An 18,508-nucleotide genomic window follows, 5' to 3' on the forward strand; every position below is an offset into this window, starting at 1 on the left:
CATTCCTTCCCGTGAGCTTGGGCGTTCGACCCTCTATCGGGCCATTCGCGCGTTATTCTGGGGGCAGATCGCGCCGCTCGCACCAGATGAACACAGACGAGTTTACCGCCGAGAGCGTCAGGAGGCCGAGTCCGTGTACCGCGAAACCCGGATCCCACGTCTGCGGGCGAGCCTGTGGGTCTCCGTTCCCGACAAGGCCGATTCCCTCACCGAGGCGGCAGACCCTGATCGTGGGAACACTGCCGCCGGTCTGGCTTCCGGGCCGACTGTCGCACCTGCCGCGGCTCCATCGCTCATCGTTCCCGACGGGTGCATGGATCTCATCGTCATCGATTCTCAGGTACTCATCGCCGGCGCCGATTCCACGGCACGGATGTTCCACGGTTCGGCTGCACCGACGGTGGGCCTGCGATTCGACTCCGGCGTGCTTGCGCAGCTGTTGACCACCTCGGCGGGGGAGCTTGCCGATCGGGTGACGCCCCTCGACGCTGTCATCGGCGGCAGCCATGCCAGTGGCGGGAAAGTCGGTGAGGGCGGGCCCGCTGCGGTGATGGGAGTTGCCCGGGTGCTGCTTGATACGGCCGGCGGTCTGACGGACCGAGCCATGCTGGATCCGCGTCCGATGGCCTTGGCCCGGGCCTTGGATGTGCGCTCGAATTCGCCGGCCCAGACCGTCACCGAGGCGGCCGCACAGTTCGCGTATTCACCGCGGCAGCTGCGCCGGCTGAGCGCGGAATGGTTCGGCTACGGGCCCAAGCATCTGGCGAAGATCCTGCGCTGGCAGGCCGCACGAGACCTCATTGATGCGGGCCGGTCGCGGACAGCGGCCGCGGCCGAAGTCGGGTACGCCGATGCTGCTCACCTGCGAAGGGACGAGCGCTCGCTCATCGGATGAGGGTGCGCTCTAGGCGTTCGTCCCACCAGTCCGCCCGCCCATTTACTACCTGACGGGGGCCCAGCAACCTCGCGCGAGGTTGCTGGGCCCCCGTCAGGTAGCAATTAGGAGTTGAGGGCGGCGAAGAGGTCGACCTTGTTGCCGTCGGGATCGGAGACCACGGCGTAGCGCTGCCCCCAGAATGCGTCCCAGGGTTCGTGGACGACTCCGGCCACGGGGGCGGAGTTCTCAGCGCCACGGCCGGTGAGCCGGGCGAATGTCGCATCGACCGCCTCGGCGGTGGAGCAGTCGAAGGCCAAGGACATCGTGTGTCCGCCCGTCGGCCGGGTCCATTCGGGATCGATGCCGAGGACGACCGCCTCGGTGTCGAGGAGGATCCGCAGGGATCCGGAGGAGAACTCGGTGTGTGGGGCGTCCGGGCCGCCGTCGGCGAGCTCGAGGCCGAGCGCGGAGTAGAAGGTGATGGCGGCGGGCATGTCTGAGGTGATGATCGAGATCGCGTCGAGTTTCATGACTTCAGACTATGTGGACGTGCAGGGAGTCGGCTTGAACGAATCGGCCATGATCGCGCGTCCCCCCGGGAGGTGCTCGCTGCTGTCGGGCGGGCGATAGGCTCATACTGGGTGAGCTGAATGGTCACGCCCGGAGCCGATTCTCGTGACTATTTCTCCCACCTACGCCAATGGTCGGGCCTCAGCCCTGCAGGTAGGGTTCGAAGACTGCGCGCAGCTCGGGCGTCAGCGGGGTGGGCTTCTGCGAGTCCCGATCGATGTGGACGAGCACGCAGTCGTGGTCGAAGACCTGCTGTCCGTCCTGGTCACCTCGGGTGTTGATGGTGAATGAGGAGTTGCCGAGCTTCTTCACCGTCACGGTCATCTTCAGTTCGGGGCCGTACATGACGGGCACGAGGTAGTCGATGGTCTGGCGGGCCACGAGCAGTCCGCCTCCGGTGATGTGTCCGGCCCGGATCTCGTGCATCCAGCGCACGCGGCATTCCTCGATGAGGGTAATCATCCGTGCGTTGTTGACGTGGCCGAGCAGGTCCTGATCCGACCAGCGCACTTCGGGTGAGAGTTCGAAAGTGGCCATGACTGCCTCCGGGAGCTGATTGGGAACGAGGTCTGAACGATCGTTCCATAGTTAATCAGGTGGCCCGCGCCAACGGAAATTCTCAGTGCTTTGTTACTCTCCGAAGTGGCCTTGGCGGAGCCCGGGCCCAACTGCGCTCAGCCGCGACGGCGGACGATCTCCTCGTTGACGGCTCCGACCACCTCGTGGAGGTCGCCGATGATCGCGTAGTCGGCCCGCTGGACCATCGTCGCTTCCTCGTCGGTGTTGATGGCCACGAGTGTCTTCGCGCCTTCGATCCCGGCCATGTGCTGGATCGCTCCGGAGATCCCGCAGGCGATGTAGACGTCAGGGGAGATGCGACTGCCGGTCTGACCGACCTGTTCGGCGTGCGGGCGCCAGCCCAGACCCGTGACCACGCGGGAGACGCCCAAGGCCCCGCCGAGGTGGTCGACGAGTTCGAGGACTTCTGCGAATCCGTTCTCCGACCCGACTCCGCGACCGGCCCCGACCACGGCCCTGGCCGAGGTCAGTCCGGCCGCATCATCGGCGGCCTCGACCTCGGTGCTCTGGGCACGGGTGGCCAGGTCCGCCTCGGCGACGGTGAGGTCGTAGTCGTAGACCTCCGGGGTCACCGGGGTCGTCTCTTCGGGAGTGCAGGCGTGGCCGGCGATCGTGAGCACCTGCAGATCCCCGTCGAGGCGGAGGCGTTCGAAGGCGGTGCCGCCGTGGACCTGACGCAGCAGACCATCCTCGTCGGCGGCCATGACATTGGCAGCCATGCGGGCGCCGGTGCGGACAGCGGCGTGGGCCATGAGCTCCATGCCGCGCGGGGTGCCCGAGGCCAACAGTGTGCCGGACTCCGGGGCGACGTCGACGATCGCCTGCGCCCAGGCCGCCGCGGAGTACTCGGCGAGATCCGGGTGGTCGAGATGGTGGATGACGCTGACCCCGAGTCGCCCGAGCGCCGCGATGGCGGCACCGCTGAGCGGGCCGATCACCACCCCTTCCGTGCTACCTGACGGGGGCCCAGATACCTCGCGCGAGGTTGCTGCGCCGCCGTCAGGTAGTAATTGGGGGGTTTTGCGGGCGAAGGTGAGGGCTTCGGCGGAGGTGAGTGTGACCTCGCCTGCCGGGTCCGTTTCGACGAAAACCATGGTCATGGCCGGATCACTCCGATCTCTTCGAGCACATCGACCAGGGCGGGAGCCGCGTCAGGCCCCTCGCCGAGGATGGTCACCGAACTCGCCTTCACCTCGGGCAGTTCGAGTCGGACGCGGAGGCTGCCCGTCCCGGGTTCGGGGGCGTCGTATTCGACGACCTGCGCCTTCTTCGCCTTCATCCGCCCGGTGATCGAGGGGTAGCGCGGGTCGACCCCGCCCTCATGGACGGCCACGACCGCGGGCAGACCGAGTGAGAAGATCTCCGTTCCCGCCGGCCCGATCCCGCGCGCCTCGATGCGACCGGAGCCGGGGTCGCCGCCGGGCCCGCCGCCCTCATCCGTCCCACCGACACTGATCGTCTGGATGTTCGTCAGCACCGGGTACTCGAGGTCGTAGGCCAGGCGGATCCCGACCTGGAAATCGCCGGTGTCGGCGGCATCGTCGCCGGTGAGGACGAGATCGAAGGTCTGTCCCGCCTCGGCGCGATCGCGGATGACATCGCCGATGATCTGCGCGATGTCCTCGGGTGCGAACACGGACGGGTCGGCCGCCTCGACGAGGATGCCGTCGTTCGCACCCACGGCCACGGCCGCTCGCAGCTGTTCGACCGCCTCGGCGGGACCGACCGTGAGCACCGTGACCGTCCCACCGGTGGCGGCCGCGGTCTGGATCGCGAGCTCGACGGCGCATTCCTCATGCGAGGACATGGTGTGGCCGAGCCCGGAGTCGTCGATCCCGGTGCCGGTGGCATCGACGGTGACGGAGCCGGCGATATCGGGGACGCGTTTGATGCACACGAGGATGTTCATCTCATCTCCTGATGCACTCGTTGTCGGGGTCGAACAGCGGCGTCGAATCGACCGATGCCACCGTGACGGGATAGAACTCCTCCATGTACACGACCTGCAGACGGTTGCCCAGCACCGCCTCGGCGGGTGGGAGGAACGCCATGAGCACGTGTCTGCCCAGGCTGGGAGCCGACCCCGCCGAGGTGACATAGGAGGTCCGGCCGTGCCCGTCGATCAGCGGATCGCCGTCGGCAGAGACGATGGGTTCCCCGCCGAGCATGTACCGCATCTGACCGCTGGCGCTCGTGTGGTCATCGACGGTGAGTGAGCACAGGACCGTCTTCGGCTCCTCCTCGCGGTGGCGCAGGTGTGCGGCCCTGCCGACGAAATCCTGGGACTTCACCTTCGGTCTGCTCATCCCGACCTCGACGACGCTGCGTTCGGAATCGAGCTCGGCCCCGAACGCGCGGTAGCCCTTTTCGATCCGACCGGTGGTGCCGTAGACGCCGAGACCGACGGGGAGGAGTCCGTGACCTCGGCCGACGTCCATGAGCGCATCCCAGAGCGTCAGCCCCGATTCCATCGGCACGTAGAGCTCCCAGCCGAGGTCGCCGACATAGGAGATGCGGGAGGCGAGCACCTCGAGCGAACCGATCTCGATGACCCGGGCGGTGCCGAACCCGAACCCCTCATGGGAGACATCGGCGCTGGTGAGCTCGCCGAGGATGTCGCGGGCTCGCGGTCCCCACAGCCCGATCGTCGTCCACGAACTCGTGAGATCGGCGATCTGCGCGCCCGTATCGGGCAGGCGATCGGCGAACCATTTGAGATCGACCATTCCGTGGGCGGCGCCCGTGACGACGCGGAAGCGGTCGTGTGCCAGTCGCATGATGGTCAGGTCGGAACGGAACCCGCCGTTCTCATCGAGGATCGGGGTGTAGACGACCCGACCGACGGCCACATCCATCTGCGCCAGGGCGATGTGCTGGACCGCGTCGAGGGCGGCGGGGCCGAACACGTCGAAGATGACGAAGCTCGAGAGGTCGACGAGTCCGGCGCGCCTGCGCATCGCCAGGTGCTCGGCATTGATGATCGGCGACCACCAACGGGAATCCCATTCGGCGCTGCGATCCATCACCGCGTCGCCGAACTCGTCGAGCAGTCCGGCATTCGACTCGAACCACTGCGGTCGCTCCCACCCGCCGGCTTCGAAGAACACCGCCCCGAGCTCGACCTCGCGCTGCCACATCGGTGAACGGCGGACGTCGCGATCGGAACTCCACTGCTCGCCGGGATGGACGATCCCATAGGTCTTGTTGAAGGCCTCCGAGGTGCGCGCCGTCACGTGGGCGCGGGTGCGCTGGTGAGAGTGGAAGCGTGCGATGTCGGCACCTTGCACGTCGATCTCGGGCAGGCCGTTCGTCATCCATTCGGCTACGGCCCGACCGACGCCCGACCCTTCCTTCACCCACACGGCCGCCGCCGACCACAGGCCTTTGACCTGGGGTGATTCGCCGAGGATGGGTGCCCCGTCCGGGGTCAGCGAGAGCAGACCGTTGATGGCATAGCGGATTTCGACGTCCGGATTCGACAGCACTTCGGGCATGAGTTCGACGGCCTGTTCGAGCTGCGGATCGAAATCCTCGTCCGTGAACGGCATCTCCGTGGGGGAGAGCTTCGCCGCCTCGATCGAGGGGATCTCATCCGGGTCGTGGAGGATCGGCCGGTGGGCGTAGGAGCCGATCTCCATGTCGGAGCCGTGTTGGCGCTCGTAGCAGAAGGTATCCATGTCCCGCACGATCGGAAACGAGATCTCACCGGGACGTTCGGCCAGCTGCGGGACGGGTCCGACGCTGATCATCTGGTGGACGGCCGGAGTCAGCGGGATCGCGGCACCGGCCATGGCCGCGATGCGCGGAGACCACACACCGCAGGCGACGAGGATGCGGTGCGTTGCGATCTCACCCTTCGTCGTGTGCACGGCCGTGATCTGCCCGTCTTCGACATCGATGCCGGTCACCTCGGTGTTGGGCGAGACCGTGAGCGCACCTGTCGATTCGGCGGATTCGCGCATCATCGTGCCCGCCCGCACCGAATCGACGACGCCGACGGTCGGAGTCCAGAACGCGCCGAGGATGACATCGGGATCGAGGAACGGCACCTTCTCGGCGACCTCGGCGGGGGTGACGAGGGAGGATTCGATGCCCCAGGCCCGTGCCGAGGCCATGCGCCGCCGCAGCTCTTCCATGCGCTCCTCGGTGCGGGCGACCTCGAAGCCGCCGGACTCGGTGAAGACGCCGAGCTCTTTGTACTGGCGCATGCTGTCGAGGGTGAGGTCGGTGATCTCACGCGAGTGATCGACGGGGAAGATGAAGTTCGAGGCGTGTCCGGTCGAGCCGCCCGGGTTCGGCAGCGGGCCCTTATCGACCTGGACGATATCGGTCCACCCGAGTTCGGCGAGATGATGGACGAGACTGTTGCCGACGATGCCGGCTCCGACAACGACGACGCTGGCCTGGGCGGGGACGGAAGCCATGAGCAGGCTCCTCTCTGAAGGCTTCGTCGCCTTCACCGGCATAGTTGCGAATTATGCAACGATGCGCGCTATGTGGAACTGCGTACGATGATCGTCCTCCGCCGAGGCGGGAGTGTCAAGAGGTTGTCTGTGCCGTCTTCGTCGGGTCGAGCGAGCGTGTTGAGAGCGGCTTCAGGGGTGACCGGCGAGGCTGCCGTCAGCGCGTCCGTGCCGAGCTCGCGTGGTTCAGCGTTGTGAATCAGTGTTCGCGCCACCCGAGGCGGGCGGAGATGTCGGCGGCGGCCTGAGCGAGCAGGTCTCTGGCCGAGGCGACCTTGTCCGTGGTGAAGCGGAAGCTCGGTCCCGATGCCGAGATCGAGGCGATGACGTCCCCGTGGGCGTTGCGCACGGGAGCGGATACCGCGGTCAGCCCGACCTCGAGCTCATCGATGACGAGCGAGGATCCGGTGGCGGCCACCTCGGCGATCTGGGTGAGCAGCTGGGGAACCGAGGTCACCGTGTGCGGGGTGTAGCGGGTCAGCTTCGCCCCCAGGGTCTCGCGGATGCCGTCCTCGCTCAGGCCCGAGAGCAGGACCTTGCCGTTGGAGGTTGCGTGCAGCGGAATGCGCTGACCGACCCAGTTGTGGCTCTGCACCGACGACGTCGACGAGGCCTGGTCGAGGTAGAGGGCTGCGCCGTCGGAGAGGACGGCGACATTGATCGTCTCACCGGTCGCCTCGGCGAGCATCTTGGTGATCGGGCGGGCCTCCTGAGCGATGTCGAGGCGCGCGGTCGTCGCCCCGGCCAGACGGAGGATGGACAGGCCCAAGCGGTATCGGCCGCGGTGGTGATCCTTTTCGACGAGTCCGCGGGCCTCCAGGGTGGAGACGATGCGCGACGCCGTCGATTTGTGCACCCCGAGCTCACCGGCGATCTCGGTGATCCCGGCGAGCCCGGTGCGGGCGATGATCTCGAGGATCGTCACGGCCCGATCCACGGATTGGACGCCTCCCGAGCCCGCTTCGCTGTTGCTCATTTCGAAACTGTAACTCACGACGCGCAACCCGGCCAGAGTCTCAGGGCGTGGGGTAGGGTGAGTGCGGTCGGTGGGCCTCGATTCCGCCGACCCCCTTTCCCCGACGGAGCTGAGCACGATGAGCAATGGGACCCAGTCGATCGACCGGGCGGCAGAGATCCTGTCGTTGGTCGTCAGATCCGACGAACCGATCTCCTACACCGAGGTGGTCGACGAGACCGAATTGGCTCGGTCGACGGTCTCACGCCTGCTCTCCGCACTCGAGCGCAACGGTCTCGTCGAACGCGACGGTGAGGGCCTCTATCGCGGCGGATCGCTGTTCGCGACCTATGCCTCCCGCTTTGACCGGGTGGAGAACCTGGTCTCCGCGGCCGATCCGACCCTGCAGCGCCTCAGCGAAGAGACCGGGGAGACCGTCAACCTCGCCATGCCGGGCCCCAAGGGAGTCGTCCAGGTCGCACAGGTCGACTCGACCTTCGTCCTCGGGGCCACGAACTGGGCCGACGTCGAGGTGCCGCCGCACTGCTCGGCTCTGGGCAAGGTCATGTTCGCCTACGACGTCATCCCGCTGCCGACAGGTCGGCTCGAACGGCGCACCGAGAAGACCCTGGGCTCACGCAAGGAGCTCACCGACGATCTCGACACGGTGCGCGAACGCGGATTCGCCATCGTCCACGAAGAATTCGAGATCGGCCTCGACGCTCTGGCGGCACCGGTGTTCGGCATCGACGGAGACGTCGTCGCCGCCGTGGGCATCTCCGGACCGACGATGCGCATCGCCGACCACCACGACCGCCTCGGCGCAATGCTCGTCGACGAGGCGGGACTGCTCTCGCGCACCCTCAAGCGCAAGGTCACCCACAGGTAGATAGAGCGAAAATAGGTCACTTTCGGATACTTTTCGGCGCTGAAAGTATCCGATGGTGACCTGGATTCGTGTGGCCGTGTCCGATTGCGACCTATTATCTGTCTGCGGTGGCTGCTCACCACGCCGTCGAGACCTCTTCGGCGCCGCCGAGGGCCGCGAGCTGCTTGCGGCGCCAGACCTCGGTGTCCTTGATCTGATTGAACGTATAGATGTGCAGGCCGGCCACGCCCATGTCCGGGTCGTCGAGCACCGGGCCGATCTTGTCGAGGAACTTCCGCGGGTTGTAGCCGCCGGGCTTGGCCATCCGCGTGAACGTCGCCGTGTTCTTGCGCAGGAATCGCGTGGACTCGCCCACCCCGATCTTCGTCGCGACGCGGGCGAGCTTCGCCAGCTCTACCTTCCCGGCGATGCCGAGGACCAGCGGCAGCTCGATGCTGCGCGAGCGCACCCGGGCCACCCACGCGGCGACGAGAGCCGGATCGAAGCACAGATTCGACACCAGGTGCGTGGCGTAGTCGCGTTTGTCCCACATCGCCTGGACGGTCACATCATCGGGGATGATCGGGTGCGATTCCGGATAGGCGCTGACGCCGATATGGCGGAACGGGGCGGCCATGGAAGAGAGATCGACGAGGAGGTCGTGGGCTCCGACGTACCCGCCGGCCGGGGGAGTGGCGTCCCCCGCGGGGACGAAGATCCGGTCCACAGCCGCCTCGGCGAGGCGATCGACGATCTCCGTGAGCTCGGGTCTGCCGTGGATCATCCGTGCGGCCAAGTGGGGCACGGCGCGGAATCCCAAAGCCTGGAGCTGTTCGGCCGTGGCCAGCGTCGCCTCAAGCGTCAGTCCCGTCGACGCGGTCACGGTGATTTCGCGCCCGGGTGCGACGTACTCCTCGATGCGTTCGACGATGCCGGCCGTGGGCAGAACTTCATAGCGGGCGGTGCTCAACAGCGTGCGCAGGGTTGACTGTGACATCCTCGTCTCCTTCTCGGAGGTCGATTCATGAAACTCGCAAGCGCGAGTCCCTTGCGTCCCGGTGCCTTCGATCCTACACTCATTGTACCCATGATATGGGAATTGAGTTCCATAATATAAAACTGTGCGAGCAGGGGGAACATCATGGACAACAACGTCCCCACAGTGGACCAAAGTGACAGGCAAGTCCCGATCAACCTACGTCAGTCCGGCCCGACCCCGGTCGAAATGCTCATCGACACCCGTGTCCGCAAGTCCCCGTACTGGGAACTGTCCATGCAGCAGGGTTGCTGGCGGGCGTCGATCTACAACCGGATGTACCACCCGCGTGGCTACATCACCCGCGATGAGGGCGGGATGATGGCCGAGTATCAGTCCCTCGTCAACGATGTGACCCTGTGGAACGTCGCCGTCGAACGGCAGATCCAGGTCAAGGGTCCCGACGCCGAGGCGTTCGTCAACTTCGTCATCACCCGTGACGCGACGAAGATCCCGGTGATGCGTGCCCGCTACGTCATCCTGTGCAACGAAGCCGGCGGCATCCTCAACGATCCGATCCTGCTGCGCGTCGGCATCGACGAGTTCTGGTTCAGCCTCTCCGACACCGACCTCATGCTCTGGCTGCAGGGGGTCAACGTCGGCGGCCGGTTCGACGTCACGATCGCTGAGATCGACGTCGCACCCGTGCAGGTCCAGGGCCCGAAATCCGTCGACGTCATCGCCGACCTCGTCGGGGAGGAGGGTCGCACGCTGCCGAGCTACGGACTCATGGAAGCCCAGGTCGGCGGCCGCGATGTCATCATCTCCCAGACCGGATTCACCGGGGAGAAGGGCTACGAGATCTACCTGAAGGATGCGACGAAGTACGCCGAGGATATGTGGAACGCCGTCCTCGACGCCGGCGCGCCGTACAACCTCAAGGTCGTCGCCCCCAGCCACCACCGCAGGATCGCCGCGGGCATCCTCTCGTGGGGACAGGACATGGACTTCGAGACACTCCCATTCCAGGTCAACCTGTCCTATCAGGTGCCGCGGAAGAAGGAGGCCGACTATATCGGCAAGGCCCGCCTCGAGGAGGTGCGCGATCTCATCGAGGCCGGTACCCCGCCGTATCGCACACAGCTGGTGGGTCTGCTGATCGGCGGCAAACCGATCACGGACTACGCGCCGGACTTCTGGCTCGTCTCCGCCGCGGCTGATGGCGAGGCCGTCGGGTATGTGACCTCGCCGTGGTGTTCGCCGGAACTCGAAGCAAATATCGCCATGGCGCACGTTCCGGTGTCGGCAACCGAGCTCGGCACCGAGTACTGGGTGCATCTGCCGGAGCCGTTCGCCGATGCTCCCGGAGTCCCGGTTCGCGCCGAGGTGGTCGAGATGCCGTTCCGCCCGAGCGTCAACCCCAACCAGCGTGAGCGTCTGAAGATGCGCGGCCTCGACGCCGCCGTCTGAGTCGACTCCCGCTCCCGAGACCGAGCGCGGTCGCCGTTGCTTCGAGCCGGCGGCCGCGTTCGCATCCCTCACCCGCAGCGGCTGTTCCTGCAGTCAGCAGAGCACCCCTCACCGTCAGTGACGGCTCGCCCCGATGCAAAGGGGTGATCTGTTGCTGACGGTGAGGGGTGCTCGCAATCGTGCGAAGTGCGACTGGCGGTGACGGATGCGCCTGGGCCAGCCGGACGCCCGCGATCACTTCCCGCGCAGCGCCTTGACCTTGGCGAGCAGTTCGTTCTCGGCGTTCGGGCCGGCCTTGACTCCGCGCGGCAGGCGGAACATGAAGACGATTCCGATGAGCAGCCACAGGCCGAACATCGCCCACGACTGCCAGGCGAGCTGCGCGGAGACCGGGGTGATCGGCAGGTAGAGAACGAAGAGGACGAGCGTGAGCACGGCCGCGATGACACCGATGGCGAAACCGGAGTTGCCCTTGCCTCCGATGCGCAGCGGTCGGTCCATCGCCGGTTCGCGCTTGCGCAGGACCAGGAAGGCGACGCTGACGAGGAAGTAGGCGATGACGATCGCAGGCGACCCCGCATCGACGATCCAGCCCAGCGCCGCCGAGCCGAGGAACGGCGCGAGGGCTGACAATGCCCCGATGAAGAGGATCGCGTTGACCGGAGTGCGGTAGCGCGGGTGGAGCTTGCCGAACCAGGCCGGGATCATGCCGGCCACGGCCATCGCCCACATCAGGCGAGACGAGCCCATGAGGAACGCGTTCCACGAGGTGATGATGCCTGCCAGGCCACCGGCGATGACGATCTTGCCCCAGACGGCGGAATTGAACATGGCCGCCAGCGCATCCGCAGTGACGAGGTCATGTGTGGCCAGGTCGGAGGCGGGCATCGCCAGAGACGTCATCCCGATGACGATGACGTAGAAGGTGATCGCCATGAGCACCGAGACGACGACGAGCTTGCCGATCTTCGCCGGCGGCAGGTTGATCTCCTCCGCCGACTGCGGGATGACATCGAAGCCGACGAAGAGGAACGGCACGACCGCGACGACGGCGATGAAGCCGGATCCGCCGCCGGTGAACAGCGGTTGGGTGTTCGCGGCCTCGCCGCCGGTGAAGCCACCGGCCAGGAGCATGAGGGCGACGATGATGAGGAAGGAGACGACGAAGGTCTGGGCGAGGGAGGCGATCTTCACGCCGCGGATGTTGATCCAGGAGATGATGATCGCAGTGACAGTGCCGACGAGCGCCCAGGTCAGGTACACATCGAAGTCGGCGATCGTCCACAGTTTGACGAACTCGAGGTTCGGGAAGAGGTAGAGGGCGGTCTTCGGTACGGCGACGGCTTCGAACATGACGACGCTGATGTAGCCGCCGGTGATCGCCCATGAACCGAAGAGGGACACCTGCGGTCCCAACGCCCGGATCAGGTAGTTGTGCTCACCGCCGGCGTGCGGCATGGCGGCCACGAGTTCGGAGTACACGGTGCCGACGAAACACATGATGATGCCGCCGACGACGAAGGCGAGGATGGCGCCCAAGGTGCCGGCGCCGGACAGCCATTCGCCGGTGAGCACGACCCAGCCGAAACCGATCATCGCGCCGAATCCGATGAAGAGCGCATCGAGCGAGCCGAGGGCTTTGACGAAGCCGTGGCCTCGATCCGTTGGTGCTGCCTGCGATTGACTCATGGGTACCTCGAGACTTCTGTGTGGACGGACGAACAGATACTGGGCCGTGCCGCCGGCGTGAGCCGAATCACGGCAGCTCCGATAAGGCAGAGTAGCAGGATTCTGACCGTTACCGGTGAGTTGTCTGCCCGGGACGCTGAACCGTTGCGATGGTGCTACATTTCGTCAGGTGCACAGCTCACATCGCGCGGCGATCGTCCGCGTCATCGCGGGCTACACGGCAGCACTGGTCACCGGAACCACTCTGCTCATGACCCCGGCGGCCACCGTCGCCGACGGCGGCATCTCACTGCTCAAGGCGCTCTTCACAGCCACCTCGGCGCTCAGCGTCACCGGACTCGTCGTCCTCGACACCGGTCAGGATTTCACGCTCTTCGGTCAGATCGTCATCGTCTGCCTCGTCCAGGCCGGCGGCCTCGGGGTGCTCCTGCTCACCGCACTGCTCGCCCTGCTGCTGGCCGGAAAAGCCGGCCTGCGGCTGCGCCAGTCCGTGGCCTCGGAGACGAAGAGCGACGCGATCGGCGGCGTCAAGCCGCTCGTCCTGCGCATCACGGCACTGACCGTCGGGACGGAGCTCGTGGTCGCCTCGGTGCTGTTCTGCCGGTTCTTCTTCCACTACGACGAACCCGTCACGGCGGCACTTTGGGACGCGATCTTCCATGCGATCTCCGCGTTCAACAACGCCGGATTCGGGCTGCGTCAGGACAACCTCGTCGACTATGTGGCCGACCCGTTCATCTGCGGTCCGATCGGGCTGGCGGTCATCCTCGGCGGGCTCGGCTATCCCGTCCTCATCGAACTCGTCCGGCGGTACCGAACCCCGCTGAAGTGGGGTCTGACCACGCGCATCATGGTCGTGCTCACCCCGGTTCTGCTCATCGGCGGAACCGTCTTCATCGCCGCGATCGAATGGAACAACTCAGCGACGATGGGCCACCTCGATTCCTGGGGGAAGATCCAGGCCGCGGCCTTCCAATCGACGATCACGCGCACCGCCGGGTTCAATTCCATCGACATCAGCCAGATGCACACGGTGTCGTGGTTCGGCACGGACATCCTCATGTTCATCGGCGGCGGACCGGCCGGCACCGCGGGCGGGGTCAAGATCACGACGATGGCGGTGCTCGCGGCCACGACGTGGACGGAGATCCGCGGCGGCCGCGCCGTCACCCTCTTCGGTCGCCGCATCTCCCGTGACGTACACCGACAGGCGACGACGGTCATCGTCCTGGCGCTCGGCTGGGTGCTCGCAGCGACGATGGTCATCCTGCTCGTCGACCCGAGGTTCGGACTCAGCCGGGTCCTCTTCGAAGTCATCTCCGGCTTCGGCGCCGTCGGACTGTCGACCGGGATCACCGCGGGCCTGTCGGGTCCCAGCCAGATCGTGCTCATCCTGACCATGGTGCTCGGCCGGCTCGGCCCGGTGACCGTCGCCTCCGGGCTGGCGCTGCGTGAGCGCCCCATCCGCTACGAACTGCCGAAGGAACGCCCGCTGATCGGCTGAGGCCGCCGCGCGAGAGAGGAAGAGACCATGAACGAGAAGAAGAACTGGATGGCGCGGTCCGCGTCGTTCTTCACCGGCGACCCTTCGCCGCTGGCGAGGGACGGTGCGGTGGCCGTGATCGGGCTCGGCCGCTTCGGCGGGTCACTGGCACGAGAACTCGCCGAGCATGGAGTCGAGGTCATCGGCGTCGACCGCGACGAATCGGTCGTGGCCGAGTTCGCCGACGTTCTCGCCCATGCCTCCCGCGCCGATGCCACCGACGAGGTGGTGCTGCGACAGCTGGGCATCGACGAGGTCTTCCGCGTCGTCATCGCCATCGGCAGCGACCTTGAGGCGAGCATCCTCGTGGCGTCGCGGATCCTCAAGCTCGGCAATCGGCACATCTGGGCGAAGGCGATCAGCGAAACGCATGCGGAGATCCTCCACCAGCTGGGCATCGGCAACGTCATCAGCCCCGAGAACGATATGGGTCGCCGGCTGGCCCACCTGATCAGCGGGCATATCTCGGACTTCCTGCCCATCGACGAGGATTTCGTCCTGGCGCGCACCACCCCGCCGGTGCGCACGACCGACGTGCCTTTGGCTTCGGTGGGGCTGCGCTCGGCGTATGACGTCACGATCGTCGCGTTCAAACGTCGCGGCGGCGGCCATTGGGACATTGCCGACCGGGATGTCACCCTCTACGCCGACGACGAGATCCTCGTGGCCGGCAGCCCGAAGAAGGTCGAAGCGTTCAGCGAATTGGACAAGGACGCCGACGCTTAGGCCGACGTCCTCGGGCAATCGGTATTACCGCGTCGAAGAGGCGCTTGAGGTTTCAAGGGTCCCTCGCCGAGGCGGCCCCGGAGTCGGGCCCGTCCGCTCCGGGCGCTGGTGCGGGCTTCAGTCGCCGAGGTCGACGACCTCGAACTCGAGGAGGTTCGCCTGCTCGGAGACAGGGGCTTTGCCGGTCGATTCGTGCGAGGACGAGCGGGCCTGCTTCCAGTTTTCGAAGTCCTCTTTCGTCGCCCACTGGGTGTAGACGAAGTACTGATCCCCGCCGGCGACCGGGCGCAGCAGTTGGAAGCCCTCGAAGCCGGGAGCCCCATCGACCGAATGCTTGCGCTGCGCGAAGCGCTTTTCCAGTTCCGCGCGAGCTGGTTCGGGAACGGAGAGCGCGTTGATGGCGACGACTGACATTGTTGCTCCTTCTCATCAGAGGCAGTGGTTGTCGGTGAGCGGCTGGCTCACCTCGAGCCTACGACTCCGACCCGAATGCTGTCTGCGAAGTCCGCTTGGTCGCTCGCAGAGTCTCAGAACCGATGTCGTGCAGGGGTCTAGTATCTGGGTATCTGGGCGCGCGAACCCTGCCTGTGCCTGTATCTGTGCCGAGTTTCGGACGATTCGTGCGGAGGCAGCGCCCGAAAACCGTCACGCATCGTCCGGAACTCGCGGTGCGAACGGTGCTCCTGCTGGCCTGAGTCGTGTTCAGGTGTCCGGCTGGTGGGTAGGGCGGCCCACTACTTGCCGTCGTCGACCTCGAGTTGGGTGAAGTCCAGCCCCGGGGAGTGGGCTGCGGCGGCACGGCGGATGCGTTCGGCGGTGAGTTCGCTGATCGTCGGGAACTCGGCGTCGCCGGTCCGGCCTGTTTCGTCACCAACTGCCGTCACCACGGCCTTCGCAGTCTTCGACCGCAGCGGCTCCGGGGTCTGCACGAGCACGAATGATCGCGTACCTGCGTCGCGCGAATTGGCCTCCATCACGGCCTGCGCCGTGGTCCCGGATCCGGCGAAGAAGTCGAGGACGATGGCATCGGGGTCGAAGAACGTCTGCGAGGCCACGAGCGCCTTGACCAGCTCGACCGGCTTCGGATAGCTGAACACCCCCGCCAGACCCAGCGGCTCCAGATCGTTCTGCCCGCCGAGCGCCTTGATGATCGAGTACATCTTCGAACTCGCCTTCTCCGCCGGCGTCACCCGCACCACCGCGTGCTTGCCGTCGGTTCCCCACGGCCGGAGGATGTACTCGCCCGATGCCAGCTTCGCGTCCACCTCGGCGAGTTTCCTCTCGCCTTTGACGGCGACGATGTCCTCATACATCAGCCGCCGCTCCGACCCGCGCGCATACCGGCCGAAACCGGCGCGCAGCACATCGGTTTCCACGAGCATCCGCCTGCCGTCGATGACCTCGAGCTTCGCCGGCGACTTCTTCTCCGTGAGGAACGGCCCGACCCGGCTTGCCTCGCGGGCCCAGACATGCACATAGTCGTGCCCGCGCACGAACGACCGCGCATTGCCCCCGCCCTTGGCCCGCTGATGGATGAGCGTGCCCAGCGAATTGTCCTCACCGAAGATCTCGTGCCCGAGCAGCTGCGCCCACGCGCTCTCCTTGTCGTCGAGATGGAGGAACAGCACCCCATCGTCGCGCATGAGCTCGCGCGCGAGCAGCAGCCGCGGAGTCATGAAGGACAGCCAACTGGCGTGATCGTGCCCGTGATCCTTGTAGGTGTGCGCGTTGCCCGTGTTGTACGGCGGATCGATGTAGACGACCTTGACCCGCCCGCGATGCGTGGCCAGCAGCGCCTGCAGAGCCGGCAGATTGTCCCCGACGATGAGCAGATTCTCCCGCGGATCGGGAGCGACGCTCGATCCGTCATCCTTGCGCAGGTGAGGACGGCGGGCGCCCTCGCCGAGGTGGTGCTCGGGTCCCTCGTCACCCTCGCCGAGGCGGGGCTCGCGTTCCGTATCACAGTCACCGAGGTGGTGCTCGGGTCCCCGTTCACCGGGCCCGGGCCCGGTGTCGGCATCCGCGATGAGGCGGTGGCCGAGGGCGAAGGCGGCGGCCTTGCCCGGCCACTCCAAGACGGTCGTCATCCTTCTCCTTCACCCCGAACGGTGCCAAGATTGCTGTATGAGTATTTCACGAGTGGCCGTCGTCGGTGCCGGCATCCTCGGTGTCGCCGCCGCCCGCGAAGTCACCATGAGGTTCCCCGCCGCCGAGGTCACCGTTTTCGACAAGGCCGATACCGTCGCCGCACATCAGAGCGGTCACACCTCCGGAATCGTCGACTCCGGACTCGATCAGACACCCGGCTCGACGGAGGCGAAGCTCACCCGACGGGGCCTCGAGCTGCTCATTCCCTATATGGCCGAAGCCGGCGTGCCCTACCGGGAATGCGGGCAGCTGCTCATCGCCCAGAACACCGACGAAGCCGAACGACTCGAAGAGATCTTCGCCCGTGCCAAGGACAATGAGGTCCCCGGAGCGCGACTGCTCGAACGCCACGAGATCGGAGCCGTCGAACCGGCGGTCAGGGGAGTCCTCGGACTCTTCTCACCCCATGCGGCCGTTGCTGACTTCTCGGCGCTCACCGCCGCGCTCGCCTCCGATGTGCGCGGCGCCGGAGGGACATTCCGCTTCGGCGCCGAGGTCACCGGCGTCGATGCCATGAGCAACGAAGTCCGACTGCGTGGGCGCCCGGTCCCGGCAGAAGACTTGCCGGCGGGGGATGCGGCTGCAGCCTCGGAATCCGGCGATAGCGCCCGGGGTGAAGGCACTGCCGACGAGCGGGATGAACACGATGGCGCGGCCGGCCCTGACGGCCGCGGCGCGGAGAATGCCGACGCTCATGACAGCCGCGACGAACAGGTCCGCGACCGGCCGCGCACCTACCGCGGGGAGGAAGGCCGCGAACCCGTCATCGGCATCGGCGACGAGCTGCGCGATCGCTTCGGTGGGCAGGACTGGTTCAGACAGGCCGAATCGACGATCGGCGAGTGGACGCAGAAGGTCTCCGACGCGTGGGCGAACCGCGACGGCTCGCGTACTGGTGGCGCAAGATCGCGCGCTGGTGACACACCCAGCAAGTCGCGCCGCGACGGCTCGGTCCGGGACGCTCCAGCCGAGGAAGTGCTCGGTGCCTTCGACATCGTCATCGTCTGCGCCGGCCTCCAGGCCGATCGCCTCGCGACCGCCGCGGGACTGAATGCCGAACCGAGGATCGTGCCTTTCACCAGCGACTTCTATCGGATCCCTGCTGCCGATACAGACGCCCCCACCGGCACCGAGGTGGTCCGCGGCATCATCGGCTCCGTTCCCGACCCGCAGGCCCCCTTCACCGAAACCTCGATCGTCCGCGGACTCGACGATGGGATCATCCTCGGACCGAACACCTTCGTGGCCCTCGGCCGCGAAACCTACGACCGCCACGGATTCGACCTCGCCGATATCAGCTCGACCGCCAGATCCAAGGGATTCTGGAAGTTCGCCGCCCAGACAGCGAAGACAGCGGCCCGCGGAGCCAGGCCGCTGGTGAGCAGGACCGCATTCGTCGACGGAATCCGCCGCTTCGTCCCCGAGCTCGACCCGACCACGGTGGTCCCCGGGACCCGCGGAGTCCGCGCTCAGGCGATGACCGCCGACGGCGGACTCGTCGACGAACTCACTGTGACCAGGCGCGGCAGGCTGACCATGGTCAGGTCCGTGCCGAAGTGGGCGGCCACCTCGGCGCTGGCGATCGCCGAGACGATCGTCGATCGGGCCTTCGAGAACTCGGCCCGTTGAGGCCAACCTGCCATC

The 18,508-nt window shown here is 66.5% G+C and carries 16 protein-coding genes; 6 read left to right on the forward strand and 10 right to left on the reverse strand.

The window, feature by feature from the left end:
- Positions 1-133: 133 nt before the first annotated feature.
- Positions 134-895 (forward strand): helix-turn-helix domain-containing protein, encoded by a 762-nt coding sequence (locus tag BLIN9172_RS09025; protein WP_101554770.1) that lies wholly within the window; start codon positions 134-136, stop codon positions 893-895.
- Positions 896-999: 104 nt separating this feature from the next.
- Here the strand turns inward: BLIN9172_RS09025 and BLIN9172_RS09030 are convergent, their stop codons facing one another.
- The 6 genes from BLIN9172_RS09030 to BLIN9172_RS09055 form a co-directional block, all read right to left on the reverse strand.
- Entirely contained in the window at positions 1,000-1,407 is a 408-nt protein-coding gene (locus tag BLIN9172_RS09030) for a VOC family protein (RefSeq protein ID WP_101554771.1), read from the reverse strand.
- A 181-nt stretch (positions 1,408-1,588) separates the two neighbouring features.
- Positions 1,589-1,984 (reverse strand): acyl-CoA thioesterase, encoded by a 396-nt coding sequence (locus BLIN9172_RS09035; protein WP_101554772.1) that lies wholly within the window; start codon positions 1,982-1,984, stop codon positions 1,589-1,591.
- Between the two features lie 137 nt (positions 1,985-2,121).
- The gene (locus BLIN9172_RS09040) at positions 2,122-3,126 is read right to left on the reverse strand and encodes an electron transfer flavoprotein subunit alpha/FixB family protein (protein ID WP_101554773.1); all 1,005 of its coding nucleotides are present in this window, start codon (positions 3,124-3,126) and stop codon (positions 2,122-2,124) included.
- On the reverse strand, positions 3,123-3,935 hold the full coding sequence (locus BLIN9172_RS09045) for an electron transfer flavoprotein subunit beta/FixA family protein (RefSeq protein WP_101554774.1): 813 nt from the start codon (positions 3,933-3,935) through the stop codon (positions 3,123-3,125). Before BLIN9172_RS09045 ends, BLIN9172_RS09040 begins: the two co-directional genes overlap by 4 nt.
- 1 nt (position 3,936) lies before the next feature.
- Complete coding sequence (locus BLIN9172_RS09050; protein WP_101554775.1) at positions 3,937-6,450, reverse strand: GcvT family protein; 2,514 nt, start codon at positions 6,448-6,450, stop codon at positions 3,937-3,939.
- A 238-nt stretch (positions 6,451-6,688) separates the two neighbouring features.
- The gene (locus tag BLIN9172_RS09055) at positions 6,689-7,465 is read right to left on the reverse strand and encodes an IclR family transcriptional regulator (RefSeq protein ID WP_101554776.1); all 777 of its coding nucleotides are present in this window, start codon (positions 7,463-7,465) and stop codon (positions 6,689-6,691) included.
- 118 nt (positions 7,466-7,583) lie between these two features.
- Between BLIN9172_RS09055 and BLIN9172_RS09060 the strand changes: the two genes are divergently transcribed.
- On the forward strand, positions 7,584-8,333 hold the full coding sequence (locus tag BLIN9172_RS09060; protein ID WP_101554830.1) for an IclR family transcriptional regulator: 750 nt from the start codon (positions 7,584-7,586) through the stop codon (positions 8,331-8,333).
- 115 nt (positions 8,334-8,448) lie between these two features.
- Here the strand turns inward: BLIN9172_RS09060 and BLIN9172_RS09065 are convergent, their stop codons facing one another.
- Positions 8,449-9,309, reverse strand: a complete 861-nt coding sequence (locus BLIN9172_RS09065; RefSeq protein WP_101554777.1) for a methylenetetrahydrofolate reductase — start codon at positions 9,307-9,309, stop codon at positions 8,449-8,451.
- A gap of 144 nt (positions 9,310-9,453) precedes the next feature.
- Here BLIN9172_RS09065 and BLIN9172_RS09070 point away from each other — a divergent pair, with 144 nt between their 5' ends.
- A complete protein-coding gene (locus BLIN9172_RS09070; RefSeq protein WP_180956959.1) occupies positions 9,454-10,758 on the forward strand; it encodes a glycine cleavage T C-terminal barrel domain-containing protein in 1,305 nt (434 codons plus the stop codon).
- A gap of 234 nt (positions 10,759-10,992) precedes the next feature.
- Here BLIN9172_RS09070 and BLIN9172_RS09075 read toward each other — a convergent pair whose 3' ends face one another.
- Positions 10,993-12,447 carry an APC family permease gene (locus BLIN9172_RS09075; RefSeq protein ID WP_101554779.1) on the reverse strand — a complete coding sequence of 485 codons (1,455 nt, stop codon included), beginning with the start codon at positions 12,445-12,447 and terminating at the stop codon, positions 10,993-10,995.
- 169 nt (positions 12,448-12,616) lie between these two features.
- Here BLIN9172_RS09075 and BLIN9172_RS09080 point away from each other — a divergent pair, with 169 nt between their 5' ends.
- Both BLIN9172_RS09080 and BLIN9172_RS09085 read left to right on the forward strand, forming a co-directional pair.
- Entirely contained in the window at positions 12,617-13,951 is a 1,335-nt protein-coding gene (locus BLIN9172_RS09080; protein ID WP_170286874.1) for a TrkH family potassium uptake protein, read from the forward strand.
- Positions 13,952-13,978: 27 nt separating this feature from the next.
- Positions 13,979-14,716: a potassium channel family protein gene (locus BLIN9172_RS09085; RefSeq protein ID WP_101554780.1), complete on the forward strand. Its 738-nt coding sequence runs from the start codon at positions 13,979-13,981 to the stop codon at positions 14,714-14,716.
- 117 nt (positions 14,717-14,833) lie between these two features.
- Here the strand turns inward: BLIN9172_RS09085 and BLIN9172_RS09090 are convergent, their stop codons facing one another.
- Positions 14,834-15,130 (reverse strand): antibiotic biosynthesis monooxygenase family protein, encoded by a 297-nt coding sequence (locus BLIN9172_RS09090; protein ID WP_101554781.1) that lies wholly within the window; start codon positions 15,128-15,130, stop codon positions 14,834-14,836.
- A 320-nt stretch (positions 15,131-15,450) separates the two neighbouring features.
- The gene (locus BLIN9172_RS09095) at positions 15,451-16,803 is read right to left on the reverse strand and encodes a site-specific DNA-methyltransferase (protein ID WP_101554782.1); all 1,353 of its coding nucleotides are present in this window, start codon (positions 16,801-16,803) and stop codon (positions 15,451-15,453) included.
- Positions 16,804-16,840: 37 nt separating this feature from the next.
- Between BLIN9172_RS09095 and BLIN9172_RS09100 the strand changes: the two genes are divergently transcribed.
- Positions 16,841-18,493, forward strand: a complete 1,653-nt coding sequence (locus tag BLIN9172_RS09100) for an FAD-dependent oxidoreductase (protein ID WP_240812002.1) — start codon at positions 16,841-16,843, stop codon at positions 18,491-18,493.
- Positions 18,494-18,508: the final 15 nt, after the last annotated feature.

Origin of the sequence: Brevibacterium linens ATCC 9172, from assembly GCF_900169165.1 — a bacterium.
GTDB lineage: Bacteria > Actinomycetota > Actinomycetes > Actinomycetales > Brevibacteriaceae > Brevibacterium > Brevibacterium linens.

Excerpts from the sequence above, each read along its gene's own strand:
- BLIN9172_RS09030 (WP_101554771.1), bottom strand. The coding sequence starts at position 1,407 with ATGAAACTCGACGCGATCTCGATCATCACCTCAGACATGCCCGCCGCC.
- BLIN9172_RS09035 (WP_101554772.1), bottom strand. The coding sequence starts at position 1,984 with ATGGCCACTTTCGAACTCTCACCCGAAGTGCGCTGGTCGGATCAGGAC.
- BLIN9172_RS09040 (WP_101554773.1), bottom strand. The coding sequence starts at position 3,126 with ATGACCATGGTTTTCGTCGAAACGGACCCGGCAGGCGAGGTCACACTC.
- BLIN9172_RS09045 (WP_101554774.1), bottom strand. The coding sequence starts at position 3,935 with ATGAACATCCTCGTGTGCATCAAACGCGTCCCCGATATCGCCGGCTCC.
- BLIN9172_RS09050 (WP_101554775.1), bottom strand. The coding sequence starts at position 6,450 with ATGGCTTCCGTCCCCGCCCAGGCCAGCGTCGTCGTTGTCGGAGCCGGC.
- BLIN9172_RS09055 (WP_101554776.1), bottom strand. The coding sequence starts at position 7,465 with ATGAGCAACAGCGAAGCGGGCTCGGGAGGCGTCCAATCCGTGGATCGG.
- BLIN9172_RS09060 (WP_101554830.1), top strand. The coding sequence starts at position 7,584 with ATGAGCAATGGGACCCAGTCGATCGACCGGGCGGCAGAGATCCTGTCG.
- BLIN9172_RS09065 (WP_101554777.1), bottom strand. The coding sequence starts at position 9,309 with ATGTCACAGTCAACCCTGCGCACGCTGTTGAGCACCGCCCGCTATGAA.
- BLIN9172_RS09070 (WP_180956959.1), top strand. The coding sequence starts at position 9,454 with ATGGACAACAACGTCCCCACAGTGGACCAAAGTGACAGGCAAGTCCCG.
- BLIN9172_RS09075 (WP_101554779.1), bottom strand. The coding sequence starts at position 12,447 with ATGAGTCAATCGCAGGCAGCACCAACGGATCGAGGCCACGGCTTCGTC.
- BLIN9172_RS09085 (WP_101554780.1), top strand. The coding sequence starts at position 13,979 with ATGAACGAGAAGAAGAACTGGATGGCGCGGTCCGCGTCGTTCTTCACC.
- BLIN9172_RS09090 (WP_101554781.1), bottom strand. The coding sequence starts at position 15,130 with ATGTCAGTCGTCGCCATCAACGCGCTCTCCGTTCCCGAACCAGCTCGC.
- BLIN9172_RS09095 (WP_101554782.1), bottom strand. The coding sequence starts at position 16,803 with ATGACGACCGTCTTGGAGTGGCCGGGCAAGGCCGCCGCCTTCGCCCTC.
- BLIN9172_RS09100 (WP_240812002.1), top strand. The coding sequence starts at position 16,841 with ATGAGTATTTCACGAGTGGCCGTCGTCGGTGCCGGCATCCTCGGTGTC.